The following is a 22,649-nucleotide window of genomic DNA, read 5'->3' on the forward strand; positions in this document are numbered from 1 at the left end:
GCTCCCACCACCCCACGATCCGGAGGAACACGTGAGTTCGCTCAAGGTTGAGATGGTCGCCGCCGACCGCAAGGTCTGGGAGGGAGAGGCACGCTTCGTGCGGGCCCGCTCCATCGCCGGCGAGCTGGGCATCATGCCCGGTCACTCCCCGCTGCTGGGGGTGCTCGTCGAGGGTGACGTGTCGATCGAGTCGGCCGACGGTGAGCGCCGCACGGTGACCGTCGACGGTGGCTTCCTGTCGGTCGACAGCAACGTCGTGACGATCGTCGCCGAGCACGTCGACGCCTCGTCCCTGCAGAGCTCGCGCAGCTGAGGTCGCCGCGTGCCGTCCGCTCTCGTCACCACCGAGATCGTGATCGGCGCGCTCGTCCTCGTCGTCGTCGTCATCCTGGGCGTCACCTTCGCCCGGCGGCGCTACATCGCCCGCGGCCTGCCGCTCACGCTGTGCGGGCTGCGCACGGCCCCGGGTGCCCGCTGGCGCCTCGGCCTCATCCGCTTCGGCGACAACGCCCTCGAGTGGCACACGCTCGGGGGCGTCTCGCTGCGCCCGGCGCACCTCTGGCAGCGCCAGGAGCTGCTCATCGACGCCCCGCGACCGCTCGTGGGTGACGAGGCCATCCCGCTGCTGCCCGGCGCGCTGCTCGTGCCGGCCCGTGAGCTCGGCCAGCCCTTCCAGCTCGCGCTGCAGGGCCCGGCCTATACCGCCCTGCGCTCGTGGCAGGAAGCCGCACCGCCCGGCTACAACGTCAACGTCGCCTGACCGCTCAGGAGGCGCTGCCGGCATCCTCGGTGGTGGGTTCGCTGGTGGGCTCGGTGGTGGGCTCGGTGTCGTCCTGCCCGCGACGGCTGCGGCCTCCGCGGCGCGACGGCGCCTCGACACGGCCGCCGCCCGGCTGCCACAGCACGTCGCCGCCGTGCTCGACGTTGGCGATGCGGGCGAGGATGAAGAGCAGGTCCGACAGGCGGTTGAGGTAGGTGGCCGTGAGCGGGTTGACGCCGCCCTCGCCGGTGCCGTGGGCGTCGATGGCCGCCCACGTCGAGCGCTCGGCGCGCCGCACGACGGTCGTCGCGTGGTGCAGGTGGGCGCTGCCGACGCTGCCGCCGGGCAGGATGAACGAGCGCAGCTTCTCGACCTGCGTCAGGTAGGTGTCGCAGTCGTGCTCGAGGTCGTCGACCCACGGCTGCTGCACCCGCAGGGGAGGCCACTCGTACGTCTCGCGCAGGGGGGTCGAGAGGTCGGCGCCGACGTCGAAGAGCTCGTTCTGCACCCGCAGCAGGGTCTCGCGCACTGCGTCGCCGAGGCCGCCGGCGGCGAGGGCGACGCCGATGACGGCGTTGGCCTCGTTGCTGTCGGCGTACGCGTGCAGGCGCGGGTCGTTCTTGCCCGTGCGCGAGAGGTCGCCGAGACTCGTCGTGCCGTCGTCGCCGGTGCGCGTGTAGATGCGGGTGAGGTTGACCATGGCGTCACTCTCCCATCCCGGGCGGGCGGGCCCGAACCCGGTGTCGTCGACGCCGAGCGCCCCGGCCCCCGGGTGCGGCCGGCCGGTAGGGTCGCGGGGTGCGTGAGCGGTTGAGAGTGGTCGGGGGCACCCGCCTGACGGGCGAGGTGGCAGTGGTCGGGGCGAAGAACAGCGCCCTCAAGCTCATGGCGGTGGCGCTGCTCGCCCCCGGGCGGACGACGTTGACCAACGTGCCCGGTATCGCCGACGTCTCGATCATGGCCGAGCTGCTGCGGCGCCTCGGGGTCGGCGTCGACCTCGGGCCCGACGCCGGCCTCGAGCCCGGGGTCGTCGTGCTCGACGTGCCCGAGACGCTCGGCCACCGGGCCGATTACGAGCTCGTCCGGGCCCTGCGTGCGTCCATCTCCGTGCTCGGGCCGCTCGTCGCCCGGGTGGGCGAGGCCGACGTCGCCGTCCCCGGCGGCGACGCGATCGGCTCGCGCGGCCTCGACCTGCACGCCGCCGGTCTCGAGGCGCTCGGCGCCACCGTGCACGTCACCCACGGCTACCTCGTGGCCAAGGCACCCGACGGCCTGCGCGGCGCCGACGTGCGCCTCGACTTCCCGAGCGTCGGGGCCACCGAGAACGTGCTGACGGCCTCCGTGCTGGCCACGGGGCGCACGACCATCGAGAACGTCGCCCGCGAACCCGAGATCGTCGACATCGCCGACATGCTCGTCTCGATGGGCGCCCGCATCGAGGGGGCAGGCACCTCGCGCATCGTCGTCGACGGCGTCGACGCGCTGGCGCCGACGACGCACCGCGTCGTGCCCGACCGCATCGCCGCCGGCACGTGGGCCTTCGCGGCCGCGACGACCCGGGGTGACGTCGAGGTCGTCGACTCGGTGCCCGCGCACCTGAGGGTCCCGCTCGCCTCCCTCGCCAACGCCGGATGCCGGGTCGAGCCGACCGAGCGCGGGTTCCGCGTCACGGCGCCCGAGCGGCCGCGGGCCTTCGACGTCGCCACGCTGCCCTACCCGGGCTTCCCGACCGACCTGCAGCCGTTCGCCCTGGCCTACAACGTCGTGGCGCGGGGCAGCGCGATGATCACGGAGAACCTCTTCGAGGCTCGTTTCCGCACCGTCGCCGAGCTGGTCCGGCTCGGGGCGGAGGCGCAGATCGACGGCCACCACGTCATGACGCACGGGGTCGACCAGCTGTCGGGGGCACCGGTCGAGTCGAGCGACATCCGCAGCGGGGCGGCCCTCGTCATCGCCGGGCTCGTCGCCGACGGCGAGACGGTCGTCAGCGGCATCCACCACATCGACCGCGGCTACCCCCGCTTCGAGGAGTCGCTGCGCGGGCTCGGGGCCACGGTGCACCGGGAGGTCGACGACAGCTGGGTGCCGTGATGCGGACCGCCGTCGCATGGTCCGTGGACAGTTGAAGGGTGGAGCGATTTCGACGTATTTCGTGACCTTTTCTTGACACCGATGTCCGACGGTTTCCGCGTCGCGGAGGTCATGCTGTGCGGAAGCAGCAGCGTTGGAGAGGGGTCACGATGACGCTGGACGCACACTCGTACGGGGTGGTCGAGGTGTTCACGGCGGACGACGGTCACGACGTCGTCATCCGGGGTCGGCTCGACGTCCACTCCGTCCCCGACGTGCGCGACGCGGTGCACGCCGCGATCGCCGCCGGCACCGGTGAGGTGCGCCTGCACCTCGGCCAGGCCGAGATCGGCGACGCCACCGGCCTGGGGGTCATCCTGCACCTGCACCGCCGGGCGACGCGGGCCGACCGCCGCCTGCTGCTGCTCGACCCGAGCGAACGCACGACCCGGCTGCTGCGTGGGTGCCGGCTCGACCGCATCCTCACGCCGCGGCGCACCGCGGTCACCTCCCTCTCGGCCTGAGCCGCTCGGGACGGTAGTGCCCGGCAGCAGACGGTCGACCGCCCGCTCAGAAGAGGCGTGACTCGGCGTCGTCGACCCCCTTGAGGGCGTCGTAGTCGAGCACGACGCACCGGATGCCGCGGTCCTCGGCGAGCGTGCGCGCCTGGGGCTTGATCTGCTGGGCGGCGAAGATGCCGGTGACGGGCGCCAGGTGCGGGTCGCGGTTCATCAGCTCGAGGTAGCGGGTCAGCTGCTCGACGCCGTCGATCTCGCCGCGCCGCTTGATCTCGATGGCGACGCTCGTGCCCGACGCGTCGCGGGCGAGGATGTCGACCGGCCCGATCGCGGTCATGTACTCCCGGCGCACGAGCGACCAGCCGTGGCCGAGGGTGTGGATGTGCTCGGCGAGCAGCCGCTGCAGGTGTGCCTCGACGCCGTCCTTGACCAGGCCCGGGTCGACCCCGAGCTCGTGGGCCGAGTCGTGCAGCACCTCGTGGATGAGCACCGTGAGCCGGTCCTCGCTCTTCGCGTGCTGCACGCGCCACACGGCCACGACGCCCTCGGCGACTTGGGTCCCGCCGGGCTCGGTCTCGGCCATCGAGCACGGCGGCGACATCCAGTTGAGCGGCTTGTACGAGCCGCCGTCGCTGTGCACGAGCACCGAGCCGTCGGCCTTGACGACGAGCAGCCGGGTCGCGAGCGGGAGGTGGGCGGTGAGCCGACCGTCGTAGTCGACGCTGCAGCGGGCGATGACGAGACGCACCGGGCCACCCTAGAGCAGGCTCCGATCAGGCCGGGCGACGGCCCGGGGACGGTCGGTCGCCGCGGTGCCGGCCCACCGGCATCCGGCCCCGCGACCGCCCTCTGCGAGACTCCAGCCATGGCTCGTGACATCACCACCGTCGGTGTGACCGGACTCGGCACCATGGGTGCCGGCATCGTCGAGGTCTTCGCGCGCGGCGGCCTGCAGGTCGTCGCGACCGAGGTCGACGACGCGGCCCTCGAGCGAGGACGGGGCGTGCTCGCGCGGTCGACGGCCCGGGCCGTGGCGAAGGGGCGGCTCGAGCAGGCCGAGGCCGACGCGCTGCACGGCCGCGTCACCTTCACGACCGACCTCGCCGGCCTGGCCGGCTGCGACCTCGTCGTCGAGGCGGTGCCGGAGCGCCCCGGCCTCAAGCACGAGCTGTTCCGACGCCTCGACGACGTCGTGGCGCCCGGGGCCGTGCTCGCCACGAACACCTCGAGCCTGTCGGTCACCGACATCGCCGTCGCCACCGCGCACCCCGAGCGCGTCGTCGGCGTGCACTTCTTCAACCCCGCTCCGGTGCAGCGCCTCGTCGAGGTGGTGACGACGGTCGTCACCGACGACGAGGTCCGCGACAGCGTGCGGGCGCTCGCCGAGCGTCTGGGCAAGACCCCGGTCGTCGTCGGCGACCGCGCCGGGTTCATCGGCAACGCGCTGCTCTTCGGCTACCTCGGGCACGCCGTGGCCATGCTCGAGTCGGGGCGGGCCACGCGCGACGACATCGACACGGCGGCCCGGGTCGGCCTCGGCTACCCCATGGGTCCGTTGGCCCTGCTCGACCTCATCGGGCTCGACACCGCCGAGGCGATCCTCACGACGATGTACGAGCAGGGCCGTGACCGCCTGCACGCCCCGTCGCCGCTGCTCACCGAGCTCGTCGCGGCGGGCCACCTCGGGCGCAAGACCGGCCGGGGCTTCTTCGTGTACCCACCGCCGGGGTCCGGGGGCGGCGACACCACGGCACCGGATGCCGGTGGGCCCGCTGCCGGGGTCCGCGAGGTCGGGCGCGTGGTCGTCGTGGCGACCGGCGACGACGACTCTGCTGCGGCGGTCGACGACCGGCTGGGGGCGTGGGTCGACGACCTGGCGGCGGTGGGGGTCGACGTCGACCGGGTCACCGTCGGCAACTCCGGCGACGGCGACGCGCGGCTGGCGGAGGCCGACGTCGTGCTCGTCGACGTGCCGGCCGGTGACTCCGGCTCGGCGCTTGTGGCGACGGTCACCAGCACGCTGACGGACGGCACGGTCGTGGCGCTGACCGGTGCCGGGGCCGACGGGTCGCTCGCGGCCCTCGCGGCGGCGACCGGCCGGCCCGCCGAGGTCGTCGGTCTTCAGCCGGTGACGCCCTTCGCCTCGGCGCCTCTCGTCGAGGTCGTCGTCGGGCTCGACACGAGCGAGTCGACCGTCGCTACCGCGCGGGCGCTGTGCGAGCGGCTGGGGCGCACCGCCGTCACGACCCGCGACCGCGCCGGCCGTCTCGTCGAGGCGCTCCTCGTGCCCTACCTCTGCGACGCGCTGCGGATGGTGCAGGACGGCTACGCGAGCGCTGACGACGTCGACACCGCCATGCGCAACGGCTGCGGGCTGCCGCGCGGGCCGGTCCAGGCGCTCGACGAGCTCGGCCTCGACGTCGCCCTCGACGCGGCCCGGCGCCTGCACGCCGAGACCGGCGAGCCCGGGCACGCCCCGCCGCCGCTGCTCACCCAGCTCGTCGCCGCCGGACGCCTCGGCAGCCGCACCGGCGAGGGCGTCCGCCGCCACCCCTGACCCCGGCCCGGGGCCCAGCGCCCCGCCTCGCCCCACCGGCCCGGCGCACACACCGAGCAATGCGCGGATCCGCGTGTTGCAACACGCAGACCTGCACATTGTTCGGTGTGTTGCGCCGGCGGGGCGGTGGGGGCGGGGTGGTGCGGGAGGCCCGGTGGGCGCGGGGCCGGGCACCCGGCATCCGGTGCGGTGACGGACAATGAGGTCATGCCCACGCGCCGCCGACCCAGCAAGCACGCGCGCGAGCACGTGCCGCTCGACGTCAACCGCGTGCAGGGCGGCACGACCCGCGAGGAGAGCTACGCCGGGAGCCGGTGGACGGTGCGCTCCGTGTCGGGGGCCACGGCCGAACGGCCCTACCTCTGCCCGGGGTGCCAGCAGGACATCGAGCCCGGCGTGCCGCACGTCGTCGTCTGGCCCGCCGACGGGGTCGGGGGAGTGGGCGACCGGCGCCACTGGCACACCGCGTGCTGGAAGCGGCGCGACGCCCGGCCGGCCGGGAACGCCTACCGCTGAACGGTTCTCGCGCGCGCAGCGCCGAGAGGCAGCTCAGTGCTGGCGCTGCCGCGGGACGAGCACCTCGTCGTAGATGAGCAGCAGTCCGGCCGCGACGGGGATCGCGAGCAGCGCCCCGAGCATGCCGAGGAGCGTGCCGCCGGCGAGCGCGGCCACGATCGTCACCGCGCCGGGCACCGAGACGGTGCGCTGCATGATGCGCGGCATCACCATGTAGTTCTCGATCTGCTGGTAGACGATGAAGTAGACGATGACGACGAGCGCCTTCTCGGGCTGGTCGAAGAAGGCGACGACGGCCACGACGACCGCTCCGAGCGTCGCGCCGACCATCGGCACGAGGCCGAGGAAGCCGACGGTGACGGCGAGCACGGCGGCGAAGCGGAGGTCGAGCCACGACATCATGAGGTAGGCGCAGCAGGCGTTGATGGCCGCGACGCAGACCTGCCCGATGGCGTACGAGCCGACGCGGCGCATGATCTCCTCGGCCAGCGACATGATGCGCGGCCGGCGGCTCGCAGGGACGAGCGAGTAGGCGGCGTGCTTGACCGAGGGCAGCGAGGCCATGAAGTAGAGGGTGAGCACGAGCACGGTGAGCGTACTGAACACACCCGAGGCGATGACCTTGCCGGCGTCGAGCACCCCACCGAAGACGCCCGCCCAGAGGTTGCCGTCGGCGACGCGGCGGTCGACCTCCTCCTGGATGCGGGCGAGCAGCTGGTAGCGGTGGTCGAGGTCCTGCACCCAGCTGTTCTGCAGGAGGTTGCCGATGAAGTTCGGGGCGTTGTTGGCCAGCTCGGTCGCCTGCTGCGTCACCGGCGGGAAGACGACCCAGCCCACGAGCCCGAAGACGGCGAGCACCCCGAGGAACACGAGGGTCACCGCGAAGCCCCGCCGTAGCCCCCGCCGGGTGAGGCCGCCGACGAGCGGGTCGAGCGCGAGGGTGAGGAAGAAGGCCACGGCGAGCAGGGTGACGACGGTCGTCAGCTCGCTCACCGCCTGCCACACGCCGTAGGCGACCAGTACGCCGAGCGCGCCGACGAAGCCGACGTAGAACGGCGACTGGCGGTTGAAGGGCGTGCCCGCCGGCCCGAAGTCCCGTCGCGCCGCCCGGCCGCCGCCACCGCCGACGGCGCCCCCGCGGCCCGCCGGGACGAGCCGGTCGGATGCCGTCGTGGCCGGGCCCGCGTCTCCGGCGGGTCCGCGGCCCTGTGGTCCGCCCGCGGGGTCGGCAGCGGTGCCCGGGAGGGCTGCAGGAGAGTCGGGGTCGACGCCACCGGACGTCGCGGCGGGGGTGTCAGGCGACGGACGCCCGCTCACCCGCAGCGGCAGCGTGCTGCCGAGCAGATCGTGCTCGAGCTGCTCGTCGTGGGCCAGGCGCTCCTCGAGGTCACCGAGGTGGCGACGGTCGGAGTCGAGGTCCTGCCCGATGCGCGAGTGGCGGCCGGGTCCGCGCAGCTGGTCCATCCGCGCGCGCTGCGCGCGACGGTACGCCAACCACCTCCCCCAGATCGCCACGGCGGCAGCCTATGACAGGCAGGCGCGTCCGTGGCGGCGCTCGTCAGACTGCATGGGCGCCCGTGTCGGGGCTCGGCAGCTCGACGAGCTCGACGAGCACCCCGCCGGCGTCCTTCGGGTGCACGAAGTTGACCCGGCTGCCCGCGGTGCCACGGCGCGGCGCGTCGTAGAGCAGCCGCAGCCCGCGAGAGCGCAGGGTCTCGGCGGCGGCCTCGACGTCGGCCACACGGTAGGCGAGCTGCTGCAGACCGGGGCCGTTGCGCCCGATGAACGTCGCGATGGTCGACTCCGGGGTGAGCGGGGCCAGCAGCTGCAGCCGCGTCCCCGACTCGAGCTCGTCGCGGGTCGCCGACGGCGCGCCGACGCCGAGCATCGCCTCGCGCACCCCCTGCTCCTCGTTCGTCTCCTCGTGCAGCAGCCGCAGCCCGAAGGTGCGGCCGTATAAGGCGACCGCCTCGTCGAGGTCGGGCACGGCGATGCCGACGTGGTCGACCTGCAGGAACAGCGGGTCGGAGAGCGGGTCGGTGGTGGGGACGTCCTCGGCCATGGCGCCACGGTAACGGCTGACGGCATCCACTCTCGGGCCCGTCGGGGCTCACGGCGGGCGCGGTTACAGTGGGCCGGACATCCCTCGACGACGCTGGAGGCGCACGACCATGACCACCCCTGCCACCGACCACGGCCGGTCCGTGTCCGTGATCGTCGCCGGCGCCCGCACGCCGATGGGCCGCCTCCTCGGCTCGCTCAAGGGGTTCTCCGGCGCCCAGCTCGGCGGGGTCGCCATCGCCGGCGCCCTCGAGAAGGCGGGCGTCGCGCCCGAGCAGGTCGAGTACGTGATCATGGGGCAGGTGCTGCAGGCCGGCGCCGGCCAGATCCCTGCCCGGCAGGCGGCGCACGAGGCCGGCATCCCGCTCATCGTGCCCGCGCTCACGATCAACAAGGTGTGCCTGTCGGGCATCAACGCCATCGCCATGGCCGACCAGCTCATCCGCGCCGGTGAGGTCGAGGTCGTCGTCGCCGGCGGCCAGGAGTCGATGACCAACGCGCCGCACCTGCTCGCGAAGTCGCGTGAGGGCTTCAAGTACGGCGATGTGCCGCTGCGCGACCACATGGCCTTCGACGGGCTGTGGGACGCCTTCACCGACCAGGCGATGGGCGCCCTCACCGAGCAGGCGAACGTCGGCGCGCAGGCCTTCACGCGCGAGGAGCAGGACGAGTTCTCCGCCCGCAGCCACCAGCTCGCCGCCCGGGCCTGGAAGGACGGCGTCTTCGACGACGAGGTCGTGCCCGTCTCCATCCCCCAACGCAAGGGCGACCCGATCGCGTTCAAGGACGACGAGGGCATCCGCCCCGACACGACCACTGCCTCGCTCGCGGGACTGCGACCGGCCTTCGCCAAGGACGGCACCATCACCGCCGGCTCGGCCTCCCAGATCAGCGACGGTGCGGCGGCCGTCGTCGTCATGAGCAAGGCCAAGGCGCAGGAGCTGGGCCTGACGTGGCTCGCCGAGATCGGTGCGCACGGCATGGTGGCCGGCCCCGACTCGACGCTGCAGCAGCAGCCCGCCCGGGCGATCGCGGCGGCGTGCGCCAAGGAGGGCGTCGCGCCCGCCGACCTCGACCTCGTCGAGATCAACGAGGCCTTCGCCGCCGTCGGCCTCGCGTCGGCCCGCGAGCTCGGCATCGACCTCGACCGCGTCAACGTCAACGGTGGTGCCATCGCCCTCGGGCACCCCATCGGCATGTCGGGTGCGCGCATCGCCCTGCACCTCGCGCTCGAGCTGAAGCGCCGTGGCGGCGGTGTCGGTGCCGCCGCGCTCTGCGGCGGCGGGGGCCAGGGTGACGCGCTCGTGCTGCGCGTCCCGGCATCCGACTGACGACGTCGGTGGGCGGCCACCCGAAAACCCGTTGAGCCGGATGCCGGGTGGCTGTCACCGTCGTGACATGGAGATCACGACGGTGGACCGGGGCGACGACGCCCTCGTGGCGCAGCTCTACGACGTGTGCCGCAGCAGTGACGCTGTGTCGCGGGTGAACCAGTTCGACTACACCCCCGAGGAGTACGCGGCGAACCTGCGCTGGAGCTTCCCCGGCGAGCACGACGTGCTGCTCGCGGCGCGCGACGGTGGCACGGTGCTCGGCTACGCGCAGGTCTGGTTTCCCGAGCGCGACAACCTCGACAAGACCTGGTTCGAGTTGTTCGTCCACCCTGAGCACCGCCGGCAGGGAGTCGGGTCGGCGCTCGTCGAGCGGGTCGAGCGCGTGGTGCGCGACGAGGGGCGGTCGCTCGCCCTGCCCGAGGCCTTCGTGCCTCCGGGCCACCGCGACGACGCCCCGGCGGCCCGGTTCGCCGCGCGGCACGGCTACGAGGTCGCCGACACCGAGGTCGTGCGCTCGCTGCGGCTGCCCGTCGACGCCGCCGTCCTCGACCGCTTCGAGGCCTCGGCGCGCGAGGCGATGGGAGAGGCCTACCGCCTCGAGGTGCACCGCGGGGGAGTGCCCGAGCCGCTGCGGGCCGGGCTGTGCGCGGTCTCGAACCGGCTGGCGCTCGACGCCCCCTCGGGCGACATCGAGTTCGAGGCCGAGTCGATGACGCCCGACGACTACCAGCAGCTGCTCGAGCACGAGCGCTCTCTGCAGCGTGAGCGGCTCACGGCGCTCGCCATCGAGGTGGCGACCGGTGACGTCGTGGCGTACACCGACCTCGTGCTGCCGCACGGCGACCCGACGTTCGTCTTCCAGTGGGGCACGCTCGTCATGCCCGAGCACCGTGGCCATCGCCTGGGCATGGCGGTCAAGGTGGCGAACCTGCGGGCGCTCGCCGGGCTCGACCCGGCCCGGCGCACGGTGCGCACGATGAACGCGGAGGACAACCCCTGGATGGTGGGCATCAACGTCGACCTCGGCTTCGAGGTCGTCGAGGAGGCCCTCATGCTGCGCAAGGACCTCTGAGGGCCGTGGCCCGGCGGCAGCCTACGGTGGGCTCATGATCGTCGCCTTCTCCGTCGCCCCCACCACCGCCTCCGACGACGCCGGCTCGGTCGGCGACGCGGTCGCCCGCGCCGTCGCCGTCGTGCGCCGCTCGGGCCTGCCGCACCGCACCGACTCGATGTTCACCACCATCGAGGGCGAGTGGGACGAGTGCATGGCGGTGGTCAAGGAGTGCTGTGACGTCCTCGCGGAGAGCTCGCCCCGCGTCGGCCTCGTGCTCAAGGCGGACATCCGCCCCGGCCACACCGGCGAGATGGAGGGCAAGCTCGAGCGCCTCGAGGCGGCCATCGAGCGGCAGGCCGGCCGGTGACGTCCTCGCGTCGGAGGTGAGCCCGGTGCCGGCCTCGTCGTCTGCGTCGTCTGCCTCACAATCGTTCGACGAGCGGCGCTGGCGCGTGGCGCCGCTCACGCTCGCGGACTGCGACGAGCTGGCCCGGGTCCACGTCGCCGTGTGGCGCGAGGCCTACGCCGGCCTCATGGACGCCGCCTACCTGCGCGGCCTGCGCGAGGAGCGCTTCGCCGAGCGGTGGCGCTCTCGGGCGTCGGCATCGGTGGGGACGTCGCCGGCGTCAGTGACGTCAGTGACGTCAGTGACGTCGTCACCGGCATCCTCACCAGGCGGGTCGGATGCCGGTGGGCCCGTCACGCTCGTGGCCCGCGACGGCGCGGGCGTCGTCGGGTTCGTCTCGGCGGGGCCCAGCCGCGATGAGGACCCGCCCACCGCGTGGGAGCTGTGGGCGGTCAACCTCCTCGGCCGGGCGCACGGGACGGGACTGGCCGAGCACCTGGTGCAGCTCACCGTCGGTGACCGGGACGCCAGCCTGTGGGTCGTCGAGGGCAACGCCCGGGCGCGGTCGTTCTACACCCGGCTCGGGTTCGCCCCCGACGGCGCGCGCAGCGAGCACGAGCCGACGGGCGCCCCGGAGGTCCGTCTCGTGCGCCGCCGGGCCTGAGCGCGTCGGCTCCGAGCACGGGTCGGGGGCGCTCGCCGGGATTGGTGGTGGCCCGGGTCGGCTGCGTATCGTGGATGACGGTCCGAGCGTGCTCGGCCATCCTTCACCACACCCCGAGGTGCCCGCGGGCACCTCGACCAGACCCTCGCCGTGCACCGAAAGGCCCGCCATGCCCCGCCCCGCCCTCCGCCGAAGCGCCGTCGCCGCCGCGCTCCTGGCCACCGCGACGCTGGCAGCCTGCACCGGCAGCGACACCCCGGAGGCGGGGCCCAGCCCGGCCGTCGCACAGAGCGCCGCGGCCTCGACCGCGACGTCGGTCGTCGCCGCGGCGGAGAAGGCACTGGGCGACACGACGGCCACCGGTGGGACCGCGCGGCAGGCCGCGTTCAGCGGGGCCGCCCTCCGGTCGGCCGACGCCTGGGCCAAGACGCTCGGCGCGAAGTCGGCGGCGCAGCGGGCCGACGCCGCGTTGTCCACGGCCGCCGTCAAGGTGCTCGGGGTGTCGCGGGCCGGTGAGGAGCCGCGCCAGATCCTCGCCCAGGCGAGCCTGAAGAAGAGCAGCGCGCCCGTCCTCGTCCTGCTGCAGGCGGCTAAGGGGTCCGACCGCTTCACCGTCGCCGCGCAGACGCCCGTGCTCGCTGGCGCCACCGTCGACGCCCTCGACGCCGCCACCTCCGGTTCGGCCTCCGTGGGCGACGGCAGCGGCCTCGCCCTCACTCCCGACGCGGCGGTGCAGGCGTTCGCGGAGTCGGTGCGCTACCCCGACCCGAAGTCGGCCTCCGGCCTCGCCGCCGACCCCGCCGCGCAGCAGCTGCGGGCCGCGGCCGCGGCGCAGGCCAAGTCCATCTCGGGGCAGGGCACGTTCACCTCGGAGCACACGCCGAAGGGCGTCGTCGGCGGGCTGCGGCTCGCCGGTGGCAAGGGTGCCGTGGTCTTCGCGGACCTCCAGCGGGTCGACGCGATCGCCCTGCGCAACCAGACCAAGCTGACGCCGGGCAAGGACGTCACCCTGCTCTCCGGCCTCAAGCAGATCACGACCGAGGCCGCGCTCACCTCGAACGAGACCGTCGCGATGGTCATCCCCGAGAGCGGTCAGGCCCGGGTCGTCGCCTTCTCCGACCAGCTCGTCGGCGCCACCGGTCGGTGAGGCAGGATTGACCCATGAGTCAGCAGCCTTTCACCGCGGCCGCCCTGCGGGGTGCCGTCGACCTCTCCGCGTTCAAGCGACCTGCGTCCGCACCGGGACAGCCCGCGGGAGCGGCTGCTCCGGGAGCGCCGGGGTCGAGGGCCGCCGCGGGTGGGTCTGCCGCCCTCGTGGTCGAGGGCACTGACGCCTCCCTTCGTGACGTCCTCGCGTCCAGCGCCCAGCACCCGGTGCTGCTCGTCGTCTGGTCGTCGCGTCTGCAGGAGTCGGGCGACTTCGTCGACACCATGCGTGCGGTCGCGCGCCGCTACGCCGGGCGCTTCCAGCTGGTCACGGTCGACGCCGACGCCAATCCTGCTGTGCTGCAAGCATTCCAGGTGCAAGCGGTACCCGTCAGCTTCGCCCTCGTCGCAGGCCAGCCGGTGCCGCTCTTCGAGGGCGCCCAGCCCGAGGAGCAGGTCATCGCCATCGTCGACCAGGTGCTCGCCCTGGCCGCCCAGCACGGGGTCACCGGCACGGTCGAGGCCGCCGACGGCGACGTCGCCGGCTCGGGCGCCACCGAGGAGCCGGAGGAGCCGCCGCTGCCTCCGCTGCACCAGAAGGCGTTCGATGCCATCGAGGCCGATGACCTCGACACCGCCGCCGGCGCGTACCGGGAGGCCCTGACGCAGAACCCGGCCGACGTCGACGCCCGCATCGGGCTGGCTCAGGTCGGTCTGCTGCAGCGCACTCGCGACGCCGACCCGCAGGCCGCCCGGGCCGCTGCCGCGGCCGACCCGACCGACGTGCAGGCACAGATCCTCGTGGCCGACCTCGACCTGCTCGGCGGCCACGTCGAGGACGCGTTCTCACGCCTCGTCGACACGGTGCGCGTCACGGCCGACGCCGACCGCAACACGGTCCGTGAGCACGTCGTCGAGCTGTTCGAGGTCATCGGCACCACCGACGAGCGAGTCGTGCGGGCGCGCAAGGCGCTCATGAGCGCACTGTTCTGAGCCGCCCGACGGAACCCGCGGCAGTCTCGGGCTCGTCCTCCTGCGCCGCAGAGCGGTTGACCCTTTGGGCTGGTTCCGCGCGTCAGAGACAGCGGACCGTCAGGGACGGGAACGCCGTCCGGTCGTTCTCGGTCAGGTCCGCGGGCCCGGTGACGTCGGTCGTGAACGTGACGACGGTGCCGCTGCCGCGTCGTGGCCGGAGAGTCTCGAGCTCGCCGTCTGGAATGCCGTGGTGGTACGTCTGGGACCAGGCCCCGTCAGCACGGTGGTTCTCGTGGGTGAGGGTGCTGCTGAGTGCCGCGACGGCGGAGATCCCGCGCCGGGGGAGACCGTCTGGCAGCAGCGGCGCGGTGTCGACATCGGAGAAGCGGACGTCAGCGGACGCCATGACGGGTTTCCGGACGAGCCGGCCGTCGCTGTCGCGTCGGGTGTCGGTGCCTCGACCGTCGTCCTCGATCGTGACGGCGCCGTCCGCATGAGAGGTCACGATGGCGAGTCCGCTACGGCCCAGCGTCGCCGCCTCGTCGTCGGCGTAGGCGAGGACCTCGAGGATCAGGTGGCGTCGACCGCCGGCCGCGCCGGGTCGACCCAGGAGGCGACGCACGTCCTGCAGGTGCTGGGCGTCGACGTGGGCGCTCCACTCGTGGGTGGTGGTGGCCCATGACGATCGATCGCTCATCATGCCGACACTAGACGCTGACCGACCGGGGCACGGTACCCGCGCGAGTGCCAAAATCCGAGGAAAACTCCCTCGTGTTAAGAGCGAGAAAGTCGGCGACGGTACACATGCGGCGGAAGGGGGCACTCCCTTGCCGGGACCGAAGGCCTTCACCCACGACGGGATGAGCGCGGGCGACGCCGAGACAGGCGTCTATCTAGCTGTCGTATGTCCGGCGCATCGGCCGCGGGCTGGCGCCAACGCGGCCTGGCTCCGTCCGCCGCTTTGGCGCCCGTCCGCTCAGGTGGCGGCGTCGGTATCGGTGACGACGAGGCTCTCGTCGAGTCGCGCCAGAACCTGGTCGGCGGTGTCACGCGGGTCCGACGCCACGTCGACGCGCAGCCCCCAGTCGGGTCCGCCGTGGTCGAGCCGTACGACGTGGGCCGGCTCGGGCGCGACGAGGTCGAGGAACTCCTCGAGGCGGTCGCCGCCGAGGTCGTCGACGACGACGGCGTCGAACCCCTCGAGCACGTAGGTCTCAGCCACCGCGATCGCGGCCGACCACGTCAGCAGGCGACGCCGCAGCTGCTCCAGCCCGGTCGCGGGGACGCCGCCCCCGACGACCATGTCGGCGAGCAGCGTGACGTCGACGAGCACGGCGGACGAGAGCCGCCCCGCCAGTGCCCGCCCGACGGCGAGGCGTGACTCGGGGTCACGACCGCTGACGACGAAGACGCGCCCGCGCTCCCCGGCATCCGCCGTCGGCCGCGACGTGTCGGGCACGTCGTCGCTCACCGGTGGCTCACCCGGACAGCGCGGCGTCGACGACGTCCTTGGCCTCGGCCTGCACCTGCGCGAGGTGCTCGGGACCGCGGAAGGACTCGGCGTAGATCTTGTAGACGTCCTCGGTGCCGGAGGGGCGGGCGGCGAACCACGCGTTCTCGGTTGTCACCTTGAGGCCGCCGATCTTGGCGCCGTTGCCGGGCGCCGCCGTGAGGGTGCCGGTGATCGGCTCCCCGGCGAGCGTCTGGGCCGACACGTCGTCGGGCGACAGGGCGGCGAGCTTCGCCTTCTGCTCACGGTCGGCCGCCGCGTCGATGCGGGCGTAGGCGGGGGAGCCGTGGCGCTCGGTGAGCTCGGCGTAGTGCTGGCTCGGGGTGCGGCCCGTCGCGGCGAGGATCTCCGACGCGAGCAGGGCGAGCAGGATGCCGTCCTTGTCGGTCGACCAGACGGAGCCGTCGAAGCGCAGGAAGCTCGCACCGGCCGACTCCTCACCGCCGAACCCGACTGAGCCGTCGAGCAGCCCGGGCACGAACCACTTGAACCCGACGGGCACCTCGAGCAGCGTGCGGCCGAGGTCGGCGGCCACGCGGTCGATCATCGACGACGACACGAGCGTCTTGCCGATGGCGGTCGAGCCGGGCCAGTCGGGCCGTGCGCCGCCGTAGAGGTACTGGATCGCCACGGCGAGGTAGTGGTTGGGGTTCATCAGGCCGGCGTCGGGCGTGACGATGCCGTGGCGGTCGGCGTCGGCGTCGTTGCCCGTCGACAGGTCGTAGGCGTCCTTGGCCCCGATGAGGCTCGCCATGGCCGACGGCGAGCTGCAGTCCATGCGGATCTTGCCGTCCCAGTCGAGGGTCATGAAGGCCCACTGCGGGTCGACGGTCGGGTTGACGACGGTGAGGTCGAGGCGGTGGCGCTCGGCGATGACGGCCCAGTAGTCGACCGACGCGCCGCCGAGCGGGTCGGCGCCGATGCGCACCCCCGCCTCGCGGACGCGGTCGAGGTCGAGCACGTTCGGCAGGTCGTCGACGTACGTGCCGGTGAAGTCGTACGTGCCGACCTCGGCGCGCGCCCGCTCGAAGGGCACCCGTCGTACGCCGTCGAGCCGGCCGCGCACGAGGTCGTTGGCCCGCTTCGCGATGACCGACGTCGCGTCGGTGTCGGCCGGCCCGCCGTGGGGCGGGTTGTACTTGAAGCCGCCGTCGGAGGGCGGGTTGTGCGAGGGCGTCACGACGATGCCGTCGGCGAGACCGCTCGCCCCGGCGCCCTTGCCGCGGTTCGCGCGCAGGATCGCGTGCGACACGGCCGGCGTCGGGGTGTAGCCGTCACGGTCGTCGACGAGCACCTGCACGCCGTTGCCGACGAGCACCTCGAGGGCCGATCGCCACGCCGGCTCGGACAGCGCGTGGGTGTCGCGGCCGATGAACAGCGGCCCGTCGAACCCCTGGTCGGCGCGGTACTCGCAGATGGCCTGGGTGGTGGCGAGGATGTGGTCCTCATTGAAGGCCGTGCGCAGGCTCGAGCCCCGGTGGCCGCTCGTGCCGAAGACGACCTGCTGGTCGGGGTCGTCGACGTCGGGGTGGCGGTCGTAGTACGCGCCGACGAGCGCGTCGACGTCGACGAGGTCGGAGGCTTGGGCCCGCTGGCCGGCTCGGGGGTCGTTCATGCTCGCTCTCCTGTCGTCGCGGTGGCCTCGCTGCCACCGTCCGTCGTTCGGATGCCGGTCGCCTCGGCGGGTGCCGACGACCCGGGGTGCGCGGCGCGCACGACGGGGTCACCCTGCAGGTCGGGCGCCCCGACGACGACGGTGGCGTGCGCGGCATCCTCGTCGGCGTCGGCCACCGGGACGACCCACACCGTCGACAGCCGCGGCACGGTGACCATGACCGAGCAGGGCTGCCCGTGCCAGGGGGTGTCGCTCGCCTCGAGCACGACGCCCGTCGCGCTCGGCGCGCCGGGGTGGTAACCGGCGGTGTCGAGGGCCACGGTCCAGCGGCCGCCGCGGGGGACGCCGATGCGGTAGCCCTCCTGCGTCTCGCCGCCGAAGTTCATGACGCAGGCGACGACGGGGGCATCGGTCGCGCGGTCGCCCCGGCCGAACCGCAGCCACGAGAACGTGTTGTGCGCGGCGTCGTCGGCCTCGAGCCAGGTGAACCCGGCGGGGTCGGCGTCGAGGGCCCACAGGGCCTCGTTCGAGAGGTAGAGGCCGTTGAGGTCCTTGACGAGGTTGTGCACCCGGTAGTGCAGCGGCTGGTCGAGCAGCCACCAGTCGAGGCTGCGGCCCTCGGACCACTCCGACTCCTGCCCGAACTCACAGCCCATGAAGAGCAGCTGCTTGCCCGGGTGGCACCAGAGGTAGGCGAGGAAGGCGCGCAGCGTCGCGATCTGCTCGTCGCGGCTGCCGCGCGACTTGCGCAGCAGCGAGCCCTTGCCGTGCACGACCTCGTCGTGGCTGATCGGCAGCACGAAGTTCTCGTCGAACGCGTACATGAGCGAGAAGGTGAGGGCCCCGTGGTGGTGCTTGCGGTAGATGGGGTCCTGGCCCAGGTACTTGAGCGAGTCGTTCATCCAGCCCATGTTCCACTTGAACCCGAAGCCGAGGCCGTCGTGGTTCGTCGGCCGCGTGACGCCCGGCCACGAGGTCGACTCCTCCGCGACCGTGACGATGCCGCCGACGCGGCGGTACGCGGTGCCGTTGATCTCCTTGAGCAGCCGCACGGCCTCGAGGTTCTCGCGGCCACCGAACTCGTTCGGCACCCACTCGCCGGCGTTGCGGGCGTAGTCGAGGTAGAGCATCGACGCGACACCGTCGACGCGCAGGCCGTCGATGTGGAACTCCTCGAGCCAGTAGAGGGCGTTGGCGACGAGGAAGTTGCGCACCTCGGGGCGGCCGTAGTCGAAGATGTTCGAGCCCCACTCGGGGTGCCAGCCGAGGCGCTTGTCGGGGTGCTCGTAGAGCGCCTCGCCGTCGAAGCGGGCGAGGGCCCACTCGTCGGTCGCGAAGTGCCCGGGCACCCAGTCGAGGATGACGCCGATGCCGGCCTGGTGCAGCCGGTCGACGAGGTAGCGGAAGTCGTCGGGCGTGCCCCAGCGCGAGCTCGGCGCGTAGTAGCCGGTGACGTGGTAGCCCCACGACGGCACGTAGGGGTGCTCCATGACCGGCAGGAACTCGACGTGGGTGAAACCGAGGTCGCGCACGTAGTTGACGAGGTGCTCGGCGAGCCCGGCGTAGCCCAGGCCCTGCCGCCACGAGCCGATGTGCACCTCGTACGTGCTCATCGGGCCCACGTGCGGGTTGCCTTGGGTGCGACGCTGCATCCACTCGTCGTCGTGCCACTCGTGGTGCGACTCGGTGACGATGGCCGCCTGCTTCGGCGCGACCTCGGTGTAGCGGGCCATGGGGTCGGTCTTGAGGCGCACGACGTCGTCGCCGCCGCGCACGGCGAACTGGTAGTTCATGCCCTCGGACGCGCCGGGCAGGAACAGCTCCCAGATGCCGCTCGTGCCGAGGGCCCGCATCGGGTGCGAGACGCGGTCCCAGCCGTTGAAGTCGCCGATGACGTGGACGGCCTTGGCGCGAGGGGCCCAGAGGGCGAACGAGGTGCCCCACACCTCGCCGAGCGGTCCGCGGTAGCGCCGCACGTGCGAGCCGAGCACGCTCCACAGCTGCTCGTGCCGGCCCTCGTTGACGAGGTGCCGGTCGATCTCGCCCAAGGTGGGCGCGAAGCGGTACGGGTCGTCCTGCTCGTGGGTGACGCCGTCGCCGTACTCGACGAGCAGGCGGTAGTCGTGGGTGCGCTCGAAGTCGGGCGAGGTCATCGACCAGATCCCGTCGCGCACGTGCTGCAGCTCGACCCGGTCACCGGTGTCGAGGCGGGCGGCGACGGAGGTCGCCATCGGGCGGAAGACGGTGATGGTCAGGCCGCCCGGCCCGACGTGGTGGCCGAGCAGGTCGTGCGGGGAGCCGTTGCGGCCCTGCAGGAACGCGGTGATGGCCCCGTCGTCGAGCTGGGGAGCGGGCTGGTCGCTCGTCGTCGTCATGGGGCTTCCTTCGCGTCGGTGGACGTGCTGTCGCGGCCGAGCAGGCGGCCCACCGCGGTGAGTGGGATCGGGAGCCACGTCGGGCGGTTGCGGGCCTCGTAGACGACCTCGTAGAGCGCCTTGTCGAGCTCGAGCGCCCGGGTGAGGGCCTCGTCGTCGGTGGTGGGAGACCCCGCGACCGAGGCGTACCCCTCGAGGAAGGCGTCCCGGCATCCGGCCGCCCACGCGCTCGCGTCGACGCCCGGGTCGGCGAGGTGCACGGACCCGGCGGCGTAGTCGAACGACCGCAGCATGCCCGCCACGTCGCGGTGGGTCAGGTCGGGCAGCACCCGCTCGGCGAGCGGGCGCAGCGGCTCGCCCTCGAAGTCGAGCGCCACCCACCCCCGCTCGGACACGTCGAGCACCTGGCCGAGGTGGTAGTCGCCGTGGATGCGTTGCAGCCGCGGCAGGTGCACGCGGCGGACGGTGTCGACGACGCGCTCGACGGCGTCGGCGTCCGCGGCCAGCTCGGGGACGAGCGCCGCTGCGGCAGAATAGCGCTCACGCATCGAGGCGGTGAGTCGGTCGGCGGTGTCGTCGCCGGCGTCCTGCGTGGGGAGGCACTCGGCGAGGGCGGCGTGGATCTGGGCCGTGACGACGCCGAGGTCGCGGGCGCGGGCGGTGAAGTCGTCACCGGCGGCCGCGGAGACGAGCGCGACCCGCCAGGCGTCCTCGACACCGGGGATGAACTCCTGGGCGAAGGCGAGGTGCCCGCGCTCCGTGCCCTCGCCGGTGGGGGAGTCCCACGCGCCCGAGAGGTGGCCGAAGGCCGCCGGGACGTGCGGGGAGCCCGCCTCGGTGAGGGCCGACTGCACGACGACGTCGGGGTTGTCGCCGTCCTGCAGGGTCCGGAAGACCTTGACGATGAGCGGTTCGGCGGCGCCGCCCTCCTCGTGCGCCATGCGGCAGATGACGGAGGTGTTCGACTGCTCGCCCGTGAGGACCGCCGAGCTGCTGACGCGGCCCGACAGCAGTCTGGTCGTCGAGCCGACCGCCGGCGCGTTGCTGCCGAGGCCGGCCTGCGCGTCGTCGCTGACCCCCGCCCCGAGGACGGTCTCGACGAGTCCCGCGGTGTAGACGGGGTCGTGCGGCCCGTCGTAGACGTAGCGGGTGCCGAGCACGCTGTGCTCCATCGTGCCGAGCAGCGCGTGCTCAGCCCCCTCGAGTGGCTCGGACCGGTACGTGAGGGGCACCTGGTAGACGACGGCCGGGCTGGCGGCCGTGTCGGCGAGCAGCAGCGTCTCGACGCCGACCTCGCCGGCGGGGTCCTCGAAGCGGAACCCGCCGACCCGGTGCAGCTGCGGGACGTGGCCCTTGCCCGCGTACCAGCGCTGACGCGGCATCCAGGTCGTCACCATCTCGACCTTGCCCGGGGTCAGGGACGCGCCCTTGTGCACGATGGCCATCAGCCGTCGTCCCCGCCGCGCAGCTGCAGCCAGAAGAAGTCGCGCGAACCGAGCGTCAGCGTCACCCGGCCGTCCTCGGCCACCCACGGGAAGCCGCTGCCGCCGAAGAGGTCGATGAGCTGACGCCCCGTGAAGTGCTCGGGCAGCTGGATCGTCGCTGCCTGCGGCCGGCTCGAGAGGTTGTTGACGCAGAGGACGGCCTCGGCGGGGTCGTCGCCGTCACGCGCCATCGAGCGGGTGAAGGCGAGGATGGCCTCGTTGTCGGCCGGCACGACGTGGAAGTCGCCGAGGCCGAACACGGGGTGGCGCCCGCGCACCTGGAGCATGCCCCGCATCCAGTGCAGCAACGACGACGACGAGGCGATCTGGGCCTCGACGTTGATGTTGTTGTAGTGGTAGACGAGGCTCGAGACGACGGGCAGGTAGAGCTTGCCGGGGTCGGTGCTCGAGAAGCCCGCGTTGCGGTCGGGCGTCCACTGCATCGGGGTGCGCACGGCATCACGGTCGGTGAGCCAGATGTTGTCGCCCATGCCGATCTCGTCGCCGTAGTAGAGGCACGGCGACCCGGGTAGCGAGAGCACGAGCGCGTTGATGAGCTCGATCTCGGGGCGGCTGTTGTCGAGCAGCGGGGCCAGGCGGCGCCGGATGCCGACGTTGGCGCGCATGCGCGGGTCGGGGGCGTACCAGCCGTACATGGCGACCCGCTCCTCGGGCGTGACCATCTCGAGCGTCAGCTCGTCGTGGTTGCGCAGGAACGTGCCCCACTGGGCGCCCTCGGGGATGTCGGGGGTGTCGGCGAGGACGTCGATGATCGGGGCCGCCTTCTCCTCGCGCAGCGAGTAGTAGAGGCGCGGCATGACCGGGAAGTGGAAGCACATCTGGCACTCGGGCGCCTCGGGCGTGCCGAAGTAGTCGACGACCTCGGCGGGGGGCTGGTTCGCCTCGGCGAGCAGGATGCGGCCCGGGTACTCCTCGTCGACCATCCGTCGCAGCCGGGCGAGGAACTCGTGGGTGCGCGGCAGGTTCTCGCAGTTCGTGCCCTCCTCCTCGAAGAGGTAGGGCACGGCGTCGAGGCGGAACCCGTCGATGCCGAGGTCCATCCAGAAGCGCACGATGTCGAGCATCGCCTCCTGCACGGCCGGGTTCTCGAAGTTGAGGTCGGGCTGGTGGCTGAAGAACCGGTGCCAGAAGAACTGCCGGCGCACGGGGTCGAAGGTCCAGTTCGAGACCTCGGTGTCGACGAAGATGATGCGCGCGTCGGAGTACGGCTCGTCGGTGTCGGACCACACGTAGAAGTCGCCGTACGGCCCGTCGGGCTCGGCCCGGCTGGCCTGGAACCACGGGTGCTGGTCGCTCGTGTGGTTCATGACGAAGTCGGTGACGATGCGGATGCCGCGGGCGTGGGCCTGCGAGACGAGCTCGGTGAACTCGGGCAGGGTCCCGAACTCGGGCAGCACCGCCTTGTAGTCGGCGATGTCGTAGCCGCCGTCGCGCAGCGGCGAGGCGTAGAAGGGCGGCAGCCACAGGCAGTCGACACCGAGCCACTGCAGGTAGTCGAGGCGGCCGATGAGGCCGGTGAAGTCGCCCGCGCCGACGCCCTTGCTGTCGCTGAAGGCGCGCACGAGCACCTCGTAGAAGACCGCCTTCTTGTACCACTGCGGGTCGTGCTTCAGCCCCGGTTGGGAGAGGTTGAGTCCCTGCAT

At 72.9% G+C, this 22,649-nt stretch carries 22 protein-coding genes; 12 read left to right on the top strand and 10 right to left on the bottom strand.

Features of this window, described 5'->3' with window-relative positions; genetic code table 11:
• Positions 1 to 31: 31 nt before the first annotated feature.
• Positions 32 to 313: a F0F1 ATP synthase subunit epsilon gene (locus DFJ68_RS03920; RefSeq protein ID WP_121031185.1), complete on the top strand. Its 282-nt coding sequence runs from the start codon at positions 32 to 34 to the stop codon at positions 311 to 313.
• Between the two features lie 9 nt (positions 314 to 322).
• Entirely contained in the window at positions 323 to 760 is a 438-nt protein-coding gene (locus DFJ68_RS03925; protein WP_121031187.1) for a DUF2550 domain-containing protein, read from the top strand.
• 4 nt (positions 761 to 764) lie between these two features.
• On the opposite strand, the gene DFJ68_RS03930 is transcribed toward DFJ68_RS03925, so the two are convergent.
• Positions 765 to 1,460, bottom strand: coding sequence for a cob(I)yrinic acid a,c-diamide adenosyltransferase (locus tag DFJ68_RS03930; protein ID WP_121031189.1), 696 nt, complete (start codon positions 1,458 to 1,460; stop codon positions 765 to 767).
• 98 nt (positions 1,461 to 1,558) lie between these two features.
• On the opposite strand from DFJ68_RS03930, the gene murA reads away from it, so the two are divergent.
• Both murA and DFJ68_RS03940 read left to right on the top strand, forming a co-directional pair.
• Positions 1,559 to 2,851 carry a UDP-N-acetylglucosamine 1-carboxyvinyltransferase gene (murA, locus tag DFJ68_RS03935; protein ID WP_121031191.1) on the top strand — a complete coding sequence of 431 codons (1,293 nt, stop codon included), beginning with the start codon at positions 1,559 to 1,561 and terminating at the stop codon, positions 2,849 to 2,851.
• Positions 2,852 to 3,000: 149 nt separating this feature from the next.
• Positions 3,001 to 3,354 carry an STAS domain-containing protein gene (locus tag DFJ68_RS03940; protein WP_121031193.1) on the top strand — a complete coding sequence of 118 codons (354 nt, stop codon included), beginning with the start codon at positions 3,001 to 3,003 and terminating at the stop codon, positions 3,352 to 3,354.
• Between the two features lie 46 nt (positions 3,355 to 3,400).
• Here the strand turns inward: DFJ68_RS03940 and nucS are convergent, their stop codons facing one another.
• On the bottom strand, positions 3,401 to 4,096 hold the full coding sequence (gene nucS / locus DFJ68_RS03945; RefSeq protein ID WP_121031195.1) for an endonuclease NucS: 696 nt from the start codon (positions 4,094 to 4,096) through the stop codon (positions 3,401 to 3,403).
• A gap of 117 nt (positions 4,097 to 4,213) precedes the next feature.
• Here nucS and DFJ68_RS03950 point away from each other — a divergent pair, with 117 nt between their 5' ends.
• Together DFJ68_RS03950 and DFJ68_RS03955 are read left to right on the top strand one after the other, a co-directional pair.
• Complete coding sequence (locus DFJ68_RS03950) at positions 4,214 to 5,905, top strand: 3-hydroxyacyl-CoA dehydrogenase family protein (protein WP_121031197.1); 1,692 nt, start codon at positions 4,214 to 4,216, stop codon at positions 5,903 to 5,905.
• Between the two features lie 207 nt (positions 5,906 to 6,112).
• Positions 6,113 to 6,421 (top strand): hypothetical protein, encoded by a 309-nt coding sequence (locus DFJ68_RS03955; protein WP_121031199.1) that lies wholly within the window; start codon positions 6,113 to 6,115, stop codon positions 6,419 to 6,421.
• Positions 6,422 to 6,454: 33 nt separating this feature from the next.
• Here DFJ68_RS03955 and DFJ68_RS03960 read toward each other — a convergent pair whose 3' ends face one another.
• On the bottom strand, positions 6,455 to 7,936 hold the full coding sequence (locus DFJ68_RS03960) for an AI-2E family transporter (RefSeq protein ID WP_245963447.1): 1,482 nt from the start codon (positions 7,934 to 7,936) through the stop codon (positions 6,455 to 6,457).
• 43 nt (positions 7,937 to 7,979) lie between these two features.
• Complete coding sequence (mce, locus tag DFJ68_RS03965) at positions 7,980 to 8,483, bottom strand: methylmalonyl-CoA epimerase (protein ID WP_121031204.1); 504 nt, start codon at positions 8,481 to 8,483, stop codon at positions 7,980 to 7,982.
• Between the two features lie 109 nt (positions 8,484 to 8,592).
• Between mce and DFJ68_RS03970 the strand changes: the two genes are divergently transcribed.
• From DFJ68_RS03970 to DFJ68_RS03995, 6 genes are all read left to right on the top strand, one after another.
• Complete coding sequence (locus DFJ68_RS03970; protein ID WP_121031206.1) at positions 8,593 to 9,813, top strand: acetyl-CoA C-acetyltransferase; 1,221 nt, start codon at positions 8,593 to 8,595, stop codon at positions 9,811 to 9,813.
• A 67-nt stretch (positions 9,814 to 9,880) separates the two neighbouring features.
• Positions 9,881 to 10,888 (top strand): GNAT family N-acetyltransferase, encoded by a 1,008-nt coding sequence (locus DFJ68_RS03975; protein ID WP_170165698.1) that lies wholly within the window; start codon positions 9,881 to 9,883, stop codon positions 10,886 to 10,888.
• 34 nt (positions 10,889 to 10,922) lie between these two features.
• Positions 10,923 to 11,237 carry a thiamine-binding protein gene (locus DFJ68_RS03980; RefSeq protein ID WP_121031210.1) on the top strand — a complete coding sequence of 105 codons (315 nt, stop codon included), beginning with the start codon at positions 10,923 to 10,925 and terminating at the stop codon, positions 11,235 to 11,237.
• Between the two features lie 85 nt (positions 11,238 to 11,322).
• Positions 11,323 to 11,880: a GNAT family N-acetyltransferase gene (locus DFJ68_RS03985; protein ID WP_211333264.1), complete on the top strand. Its 558-nt coding sequence runs from the start codon at positions 11,323 to 11,325 to the stop codon at positions 11,878 to 11,880.
• Positions 11,881 to 12,049: 169 nt separating this feature from the next.
• Entirely contained in the window at positions 12,050 to 13,027 is a 978-nt protein-coding gene (locus DFJ68_RS03990) for a hypothetical protein (protein WP_121031212.1), read from the top strand.
• A gap of 14 nt (positions 13,028 to 13,041) precedes the next feature.
• Positions 13,042 to 14,019, top strand: a complete 978-nt coding sequence (locus DFJ68_RS03995; protein ID WP_121031214.1) for a tetratricopeptide repeat protein — start codon at positions 13,042 to 13,044, stop codon at positions 14,017 to 14,019.
• 82 nt (positions 14,020 to 14,101) lie between these two features.
• Here the strand turns inward: DFJ68_RS03995 and DFJ68_RS04000 are convergent, their stop codons facing one another.
• The 6 genes from DFJ68_RS04000 to treS all read right to left on the bottom strand — a co-directional run bounded on the left by DFJ68_RS04000 (position 14,102) and on the right by treS (position 22,649).
• Positions 14,102 to 14,698 (bottom strand): ATP-binding protein, encoded by a 597-nt coding sequence (locus DFJ68_RS04000; protein ID WP_121035060.1) that lies wholly within the window; start codon positions 14,696 to 14,698, stop codon positions 14,102 to 14,104.
• Between the two features lie 279 nt (positions 14,699 to 14,977).
• Positions 14,978 to 15,472, bottom strand: coding sequence for a hypothetical protein (locus DFJ68_RS04005; RefSeq protein WP_121031215.1), 495 nt, complete (start codon positions 15,470 to 15,472; stop codon positions 14,978 to 14,980).
• Between the two features lie 7 nt (positions 15,473 to 15,479).
• On the bottom strand, positions 15,480 to 17,126 hold the full coding sequence (gene pgm / locus DFJ68_RS04010) for a phosphoglucomutase (alpha-D-glucose-1,6-bisphosphate-dependent) (protein WP_121031217.1): 1,647 nt from the start codon (positions 17,124 to 17,126) through the stop codon (positions 15,480 to 15,482).
• Positions 17,123 to 19,501 carry a 1,4-alpha-glucan branching protein GlgB gene (gene glgB / locus DFJ68_RS04015; RefSeq protein ID WP_121031219.1) on the bottom strand — a complete coding sequence of 793 codons (2,379 nt, stop codon included), beginning with the start codon at positions 19,499 to 19,501 and terminating at the stop codon, positions 17,123 to 17,125. Before glgB ends, pgm begins: the two co-directional genes overlap by 4 nt.
• Positions 19,498 to 20,946: a maltokinase N-terminal cap-like domain-containing protein gene (locus tag DFJ68_RS04020; RefSeq protein WP_121031221.1), complete on the bottom strand. Its 1,449-nt coding sequence runs from the start codon at positions 20,944 to 20,946 to the stop codon at positions 19,498 to 19,500. The genes glgB and DFJ68_RS04020 overlap by 4 nt, the downstream gene beginning before the upstream one ends.
• Entirely contained in the window at positions 20,946 to 22,649 is a 1,704-nt protein-coding gene (gene treS, locus DFJ68_RS04025; protein WP_121031223.1) for a maltose alpha-D-glucosyltransferase, read from the bottom strand. The genes DFJ68_RS04020 and treS overlap by 1 nt, the downstream gene beginning before the upstream one ends.

Origin of the sequence: Terracoccus luteus, from assembly GCF_003635045.1 — a bacterium.
Taxonomy (GTDB): Bacteria; Actinomycetota; Actinomycetes; order Actinomycetales; family Dermatophilaceae; genus Terracoccus; species Terracoccus luteus.

What these genes read in the sequence shown, in the direction of transcription:
- DFJ68_RS03930 (WP_121031189.1), bottom strand. Translation starts at nt 1,460, where the DNA reads ATGGTCAACCTCACCCGCATCTACACGCGCACCGGCGACGACGGCACG.
- DFJ68_RS03940 (WP_121031193.1), top strand. Translation starts at nt 3,001, where the DNA reads ATGACGCTGGACGCACACTCGTACGGGGTGGTCGAGGTGTTCACGGCG.
- DFJ68_RS03950 (WP_121031197.1), top strand. Translation starts at nt 4,214, where the DNA reads ATGGCTCGTGACATCACCACCGTCGGTGTGACCGGACTCGGCACCATG.
- DFJ68_RS03955 (WP_121031199.1), top strand. Translation starts at nt 6,113, where the DNA reads ATGCCCACGCGCCGCCGACCCAGCAAGCACGCGCGCGAGCACGTGCCG.
- mce (WP_121031204.1), bottom strand. Translation starts at nt 8,483, where the DNA reads ATGGCCGAGGACGTCCCCACCACCGACCCGCTCTCCGACCCGCTGTTC.
- DFJ68_RS03970 (WP_121031206.1), top strand. Translation starts at nt 8,593, where the DNA reads ATGACCACCCCTGCCACCGACCACGGCCGGTCCGTGTCCGTGATCGTC.
- DFJ68_RS03975 (WP_170165698.1), top strand. Translation starts at nt 9,881, where the DNA reads ATGGAGATCACGACGGTGGACCGGGGCGACGACGCCCTCGTGGCGCAG.
- DFJ68_RS03980 (WP_121031210.1), top strand. Translation starts at nt 10,923, where the DNA reads ATGATCGTCGCCTTCTCCGTCGCCCCCACCACCGCCTCCGACGACGCC.
- DFJ68_RS03990 (WP_121031212.1), top strand. Translation starts at nt 12,050, where the DNA reads ATGCCCCGCCCCGCCCTCCGCCGAAGCGCCGTCGCCGCCGCGCTCCTG.
- DFJ68_RS03995 (WP_121031214.1), top strand. Translation starts at nt 13,042, where the DNA reads ATGAGTCAGCAGCCTTTCACCGCGGCCGCCCTGCGGGGTGCCGTCGAC.
- DFJ68_RS04000 (WP_121035060.1), bottom strand. Translation starts at nt 14,698, where the DNA reads ATGAGCGATCGATCGTCATGGGCCACCACCACCCACGAGTGGAGCGCC.
- pgm (WP_121031217.1), bottom strand. Translation starts at nt 17,126, where the DNA reads ATGAACGACCCCCGAGCCGGCCAGCGGGCCCAAGCCTCCGACCTCGTC.
- glgB (WP_121031219.1), bottom strand. Translation starts at nt 19,501, where the DNA reads ATGACGACGACGAGCGACCAGCCCGCTCCCCAGCTCGACGACGGGGCC.
- DFJ68_RS04020 (WP_121031221.1), bottom strand. Translation starts at nt 20,946, where the DNA reads ATGGCCATCGTGCACAAGGGCGCGTCCCTGACCCCGGGCAAGGTCGAG.
- treS (WP_121031223.1), bottom strand. Translation starts at nt 22,649, where the DNA reads ATGCAGGGACTCAACCTCTCCCAACCGGGGCTGAAGCACGACCCGCAG.